This window comes from Streptomyces zinciresistens K42 (genome assembly GCF_000225525.1).
Lineage (GTDB): Bacteria > Actinomycetota > Actinomycetes > Streptomycetales > Streptomycetaceae > Streptomyces > Streptomyces zinciresistens.
This window is the reverse complement of record NZ_AGBF01000343.1, coordinates 1-4,092: the sequence shown is the minus strand read 5'-3', so window position 1 is coordinate 4,092 and position 4,092 is coordinate 1. Positions and strand designations below refer to the sequence as shown.

The 4,092-nt window shown below is 73.1% G+C and carries 4 protein-coding genes; 2 read left to right on the top strand and 2 right to left on the bottom strand.

The features are described from left to right. Window positions 1-104 precede the first annotated feature (104 nt). Window positions 105-1,232: an adenylate/guanylate cyclase domain-containing protein gene (locus SZN_RS35950; RefSeq protein ID WP_007505312.1), complete on the bottom strand. Its 1,128-nt coding sequence runs from the start codon at window positions 1,230-1,232 to the stop codon at window positions 105-107. 117 nt (window positions 1,233-1,349) lie between these two features. Beyond that, the gene (locus SZN_RS35945) at window positions 1,350-2,210 is read right to left on the bottom strand and encodes a biotin--[acetyl-CoA-carboxylase] ligase (RefSeq protein ID WP_007505310.1); all 861 of its coding nucleotides are present in this window, start codon (window positions 2,208-2,210) and stop codon (window positions 1,350-1,352) included. 110 nt (window positions 2,211-2,320) lie between these two features. Between SZN_RS35945 and SZN_RS35940 the strand changes: the two genes are divergently transcribed. After that, on the top strand, window positions 2,321-3,955 hold the full coding sequence (locus SZN_RS35940) for an acyl-CoA carboxylase subunit beta (protein ID WP_007505308.1): 1,635 nt from the start codon (window positions 2,321-2,323) through the stop codon (window positions 3,953-3,955). An 8-nt stretch (window positions 3,956-3,963) separates the two neighbouring features. Next, window positions 3,964-4,092 (top strand): acyl-CoA carboxylase epsilon subunit (locus tag SZN_RS39480; RefSeq protein ID WP_007505306.1); only part of this gene is annotated, 129 nt, incomplete at its 3' end.

The following is a 4,092-nucleotide window of genomic DNA, read 5'->3' as shown; positions in this document are numbered from 1 at the left end:
CAGCCGCGGTGCGCCCCCGCCCGCCCGCCCGCCGGCGGGACCCGACTCGGGCGGCGGCGCGGGGCGCGTCGGCCGGAGCGGCTACACCCCGCCGCCCGGCCGGCTCAGCCGTCCCCCGACGGCCGGCGTGTCAGGAGCCACGGCTCCACGACGCCGAGCCCCCGGACCGGGCGCTGCCACATCGGCTGGAGCGCGAAGCGGTAGACCGGCGCGTCCTCGCCCTCCTTCTCGGCGGCGGCCGCGGCCTCCGCCGCCTCCGCCTCCGACGCGGGCGCCTCGCCCAGCCGGATGAGCTCCTCGGCGAACGCACTGTCCACGAGGACGGCGTCACGCGGCGCTATCGACGTCAGCCGGGAGGCGAGATTCACGGTCGTACCGAAGACATCGCCCATCCGGGTGGCCACCGTGCCGAACGCGATGCCGACCCGCAGCTCCGGCATGGTCTCGTCGTTGGCCATCGTCTCGATGAGCCGCAGCGCGATCTCGGCCGCGACCCCCGAGTCGTCGGCCGCGTAGAGCACCTCGTCGCCGAGCGTCTTGACCAGCCGGCCGCCGTGCGCGGCGACCAGGTCGGCCGCCGTGGTCTCGAATGCCTCGACCAGCTCGCCGAGTTCCTCCTCCTCCATACGGCGGGTCAGCCGGGTGAAGCCGACGAGGTCGGCGAAGCCGACGGCCAGGCGCCGGTCGACCATCTCCTCGTCGTCGGCGGCCTGGACGACCCTGCCGGTCGCGGCGGCCAGCTGGCGCCGCCAGACGTAGACCAGGAACTCCTCCAGCTCGGGCAGCAGCAGCTCCACCAGCGGATAGGTGACCTCGGTCCGGGTCATCCCCGGCTCGGGAGGCTCGGTCAGACCCTCCAGGAAGGAGTCGATCTGCCACTCCGCGAGCCGCGCCGTGGTCTGCCCGGTCGACCGGGCCACCTGCACGGCCATGGCCTCGCTGAGCAGCCCCGCCTCGACCAGACCGGCGAGCCGCCGCAGCGCCAGCACGTCGGCCTCGGTCAGCGCCTTGGCCTGCCCGATGTCGGCGAAGCCCATGGCCCGCCAGAACCGGGACGCCAGCTCCATGGAGACACCCGCGCTGCGGGCCGCCTGGAACGGGGTGTAGCGCCGTTCCGCGCCGAGGATGAGCTGTTCCAGGCGCAGGGCGAGCGGATCCTCGCCGGGCTCGGCGGCAGGGGGGTCCACCCGGCCGTCCTCGCCCGCGCCGGAGCCCGTGTCGTCGACGGTCACGCCTGCTGCCCTTCCGATCTGCCGCGGTCGGTAATCGACCGGCCCTCACTTTACGGCAGGTGTGGGCCACGCCACTCCCGAGCGCCCGAGCCGTCGCCGACCTGCCCGTTCCGCGCCTCAGGCCGATCGCAGATGCACGATGTCGCCCGCACCGACGGGCTCCTGAAGACCGTCCCCGGTCGCCAGGACCAGCCGTCCGTCGCCGTCGAGGGCGACCGCCTCACCGGTGATCGAGCGGTCCCCGGGCAACTCCGCCCGCACGGTCCTCCCCAGGGTGGCGCACCCGGCCGCGTACGTCTCCTGGAGCTCGCTGACGACCGGGTCGCCGGCCGCGGCCCGCCAGCGCCCGTACCAGTCCTCCAGCGACCGCAGGATGCCGCGCAGCAGCGGGTCCCGGTCGGTGCTCACCGCCCCGGCGAGCGCCAGCGAGCCCGCCCGGGGCACCGGCAGCTCCTCCGCGCGCAGCGTGACGTTGATGCCGACCCCGATGACCACGCCCCCGCTCCCGGCCCGCTCCGCGAGGATGCCGCCCGCCTTGCGCTCCTCGCCGCCCACGGTCACCAGCAGGTCGTTCGGCCACTTGAGTGCCGTGTCGACGCCCGCCGCGCGCGCCAGTCCGGTGGCCACGGCGACGCCCGTGAGCAGCGGCAGCCAGCCCCAGCGGGTCACCGGCACCTCGGCGGGGGTGAGCAGGACGGAGAAGAAGAGCCCGGAGCGGGCGGGCGCGGACCAGGTGCGGTCCAGGCGGCCCTTGCCCGCGGTCTGCTCCTCGGCGACCAGGACCGCGCCCTCGGACGCCCTGCCCTCGGTCGCGAGGGCCACCAGGTCGGTGTTGGTGGATCCGGTGCGCCGCACCACCTGCACCTCGCGCCACAGCCCGCCCTCGCGCACCAGCCCGCGTCGCAGCGCCGCGGGGTTGAGCGGCGGGCGGTCCAGGTCGGACCAGCGGTTGTCGTCTGAGGCATCTCGCGGCGTCATGCAAGCCACCCTAGGTGTGTGAAACGCCGCACTGCTGACGCGTGAGCCCCCCACTACTCTACGGATGAGTAACCGTCCCCCCTTTTGAGCAGGCAGGGAGCCGCATCCCGATGTCCGAGCCGGAAGAGCGTCACGAGATCCAAGAGACCCGAGGGATCGACATCCACACCACCGCGGGAAAGCTCGCGGACCTCCGGCGCCGCATCGAGGAAGCGACGCACGCCGGCTCCGCACGCGCCGTCGAGAAGCAGCACGCCAAGGGCAAGCTGACGGCCCGTGAGCGGATCGGGCTGCTGCTCGACGAGGGCTCCTTCGTCGAGCTCGACGAGTTCGCGCGGCACCGCTCCACCGACTTCGGCCTGGAGCACAACCGTCCCTACGGCGACGGCGTCGTCACCGGCTACGGCACGGTCGACGGCCGCCCGGTGGCCGTGTTCTCGCAGGACTTCACCGTCTTCGGCGGCGCCCTGGGCGAGGTCTACGGCCAGAAGATCGTCAAGGTGATGGACTTCGCGCTGAAGACCGGCTGCCCCGTTGTCGGCATCAACGACTCCGGCGGCGCCCGCATCCAGGAGGGCGTGGCCTCGCTCGGCGCGTACGGCGAGATCTTCCGCCGCAACACCCATGCCTCCGGGGTGATCCCGCAGATCAGCCTGGTCGTGGGCCCGTGCGCGGGCGGCGCGGTCTACTCCCCCGCCATCACCGACTTCACGGTCATGGTCGACCGGACCTCGCACATGTTCATCACCGGCCCGGACGTCATCAAGACCGTCACCGGCGAGGACGTGGGGTTCGAGGAGCTGGGCGGCGCCCGCACCCACAACGCGACGTCCGGCGTGGCGCACCACATGGCGGGCGACGAGAAGGACGCCGTCGAGTACGTCAAGCAGCTGCTGTCGTACCTGCCGTCCAACAACCTGTCCGAGCCCCCGGCGTTCCCGGAGGAGGCGGACCTCGCCGTCAACGACGAGGACCGCGAGCTGGACACGATCGTGCCGGACAGCGCGAACCAGCCGTACGACATGCACACGGTGATCGAACACGTCCTGGACGACGCCGAGTTCTTCGAGACGCAGCCGCTGTTCGCGCCGAACGTCCTCACCGGCTTCGGCCGGGTCGAGGGCCGCCCGGTGGGCATCGTCGCCAACCAGCCGATGCAGTTCGCGGGCTGCCTCGACATCCAGGCCAGCGAGAAGGCCGCGCGCTTCGTGCGCACCTGCGACGCCTTCAACGTCCCGGTCGTCACCTTCGTCGACGTGCCCGGCTTCCTGCCGGGTGTCGACCAGGAGCACGACGGCATCATCCGGCGCGGCGCCAAGCTGATCTACGCCTACGCCGAGGCGACGGTCCCGCTGATCACCGTCATCACCCGCAAGGCGTTCGGCGGCGCCTACGACGTCATGGGCTCCAAGCACCTGGGCGCCGACCTCAACCTCGCCTGGCCGACCGCGCAGATCGCGGTGATGGGCGCCCAGGGCGCGGTGAACATCCTGCACCGCCGCACCCTCGCGGAGGCGGGCGACAAGGACACCGGGGCCGCCGAGAGCGCGGAGGCGGTGCGGGCGCGGCTGATCCAGGAGTACGAGGACGCGCTCCTCAACCCCTACGTCGCGGCCGAGCGCGGTTACGTCGACGCGGTGATCATGCCGTCCGACACCCGGCTGCACCTCGTGCGGGGCCTGCGCCAGCTGCGCAGCAAGCGGGAGTCGCTGCCCCCGAAGAAGCACGGCAACATCCCCCTCTAGGAGCCGCCATGAACATCAAGGTCCTGCGGGGCAACCCGACACCGGAGGAGCTGGCCGCCGCCCTGGCGGTGGTCCGGGCGCGCGCCGCGGCGCAGGCCGCGCTCCCGCCCCGCGCGCCGGCGCCCCGCGACTCCTGG

What these genes read in the sequence shown, in the direction of transcription:
- SZN_RS35945 (WP_007505310.1), bottom strand. Translation starts at nt 2,210, where the DNA reads ATGACGCCGCGAGATGCCTCAGACGACAACCGCTGGTCCGACCTGGAC.
- SZN_RS35940 (WP_007505308.1), top strand. Translation starts at nt 2,321, where the DNA reads ATGTCCGAGCCGGAAGAGCGTCACGAGATCCAAGAGACCCGAGGGATC.